This window comes from Candidatus Saccharimonadia bacterium, assembly GCA_035544015.1.
Lineage (GTDB): Bacteria > Patescibacteriota > Saccharimonadia > UBA4664 > UBA4664 > UBA5169.
Window position 1 is genome coordinate 1 of the sequence record DATKIP010000089.1, and the last position, 1,779, is coordinate 1,779.

Annotated in this window: 2 protein-coding genes; both read right to left on the reverse strand. The window is 57.4% G+C overall.

Annotation, left to right across the window (positions count from 1 at the left end; all coding sequences use genetic code 11):
* Positions 1-16 precede the first annotated feature (16 nt).
* Positions 17-1,387 (reverse strand): IS1182 family transposase, encoded by a 1,371-nt coding sequence (locus tag VMT30_06270; GenBank protein ID HVQ44545.1) that lies wholly within the window; start codon positions 1,385-1,387, stop codon positions 17-19.
* Positions 1,388-1,506: 119 nt separating this feature from the next.
* Positions 1,507-1,779 (reverse strand): ABC transporter substrate binding protein (locus VMT30_06275; protein HVQ44546.1); only part of this gene is annotated, 273 nt, incomplete at its 5' end.

Genomic DNA, 1,779 nt, shown 5'->3' on the forward strand with positions numbered 1-1,779 from the left:
TTTAGCTCCTCTTTGGTTAGGCAAGGCATGCATCGAGCGCTGGTGGCGGTCGAGCGACCAATTTTGCGAGGCGGCGTAAGTTTTGCGCGATTGCGGCGAGGGTGAACTCATCTTGCGCGCCGCATGGGCCGCGTAACCGAAGCCGCCCGAGCCGCAAGATGCGCTTGAGATGAGCAAATAGCATCTCGACGCGCTTGCGATCACGACGCGATCGTTCGAAAGCCTCGGTCTTGGCCAGTGCACGAGCAATGTCGCGAGCGTCTTCGTTCACATCGCGTACGATCCGGCGCGAGGGCATCTTTGGACAGCATTTTGGTTTGAGCACGCAGGCACGGCAGTCAGGCAGTGACGCCTGGTAGCGGAGCGCGTGATCGGGGCCGATATGACCGGTGGTGGTCAGCACTTTGCCAGCTGGGCAGAAATAGACGTTCCGTTCCTCGTCGAACCTGAAGTCCTCCCGCGAGAAGGTCCCATCCTCGCGCTTTGATTTGTCGATGACCGGAATGTGCGGTGCGATCTTCTTCTTGTTGACGATCCAGTTGAGCGTATCCGCAGAACCATAAGCCGTATCGGCGGCGAGATAGGCGGGTTTAATGTCGAACCGCTCCTCGGTCCGCTCGATCATTGTCTTAGCTGCACCGACCTCTGCCTGCCGAATGGCACGGGTGGCTTTGACGTCCAGGATGATGCCGAACTTAACGTCAATGAGATAATTGTCCGCATAGGCGAAGAACGCTGGCCCTCGCATCGCGCCGGTCCATTGTGCGGCTGGATCGGAGGGTGAGACAAACTTCGGCGTCACCTCGCTTGCCGCGCCAAACGCCGCATCGTCGAGGGTTGCCAAATATTCCCTCATGGCGCGGCCGGCACCCTGAGGATCACCCCTCTTGTTCCACTCCGAGCCGGGGATCGATCGCTGCTTATTGGCGTCCGCCACGATCAGGCTCGCATCGACTGCGAACCCTTCGCCGCCGACCAACCCGGCCGCAATACAGGTCCCAACAACACGCTCAAACACCCGCCGGAACATATCGCTGTCGCGGAACCGCTCATGACGGGCACGTGAAAACGTCGAGTGATCTGGGATTTTGTCCTCGATCGAGAGCCCGCAAAACCAGCGATAAGCGAAGTTCACCCGGACATCCCGGCATATCGCTCGTTCCGAGCGAATTGCGAATGCGTAGCCGATGATGAGCATCCGCATCATCAGCTCCGGATCAATCGAGGGCCGACCTATTTTGGAGTAAAAGGGCGCAAGCTCGGAACGAACCCAAGATAAATCGAGAACCGCAGCAATCTCGCGAACCGGGTGATCGTGCGGGACTGCTTCATCAAGACAAAATGAATAGAACAGCTGCTCTTGATCGTGATCGAGCCGCCCCATCATCGCCCGCCTCCACAGCGAATCGCATGACAGCAACGGAATCACTGCTCCCAGAGATCATCAACGACTTTTTCAACAAAATCTGCCACTTCCGGACTCATGCGTTGCAGCACACAGCAGCTTCATTCAATCACCTCGTCGGCGCGACCGAGTAAAAAAGGCGGTACCGTGAGCCCGAGGGTCTTGGCGGTTTTGAGATTGATAACAAGTTCGAATTTAACGGGTTGCTCGATAGGCAAATCGGCGGGTTTCGCTCCGTTTAAAACCTTTTGCACATAGCCCGCCAAGCGTTTGGCCTCGAAAATCCGACTCGGTCCGTAGGACAACAAAGCGCCGCTGGCTACGAATTCGCGCCACGAAGCAATCACGGGGAGCCGATGCTCCTGGCCATATTG

Bases quoted from the DNA above. Each gene is read 5' to 3' on its own strand.
- VMT30_06270 (HVQ44545.1), bottom strand. From the start codon at position 1,387: ATGATGGGGCGGCTCGATCACGATCAAGAGCAGCTGTTCTATTCATTT.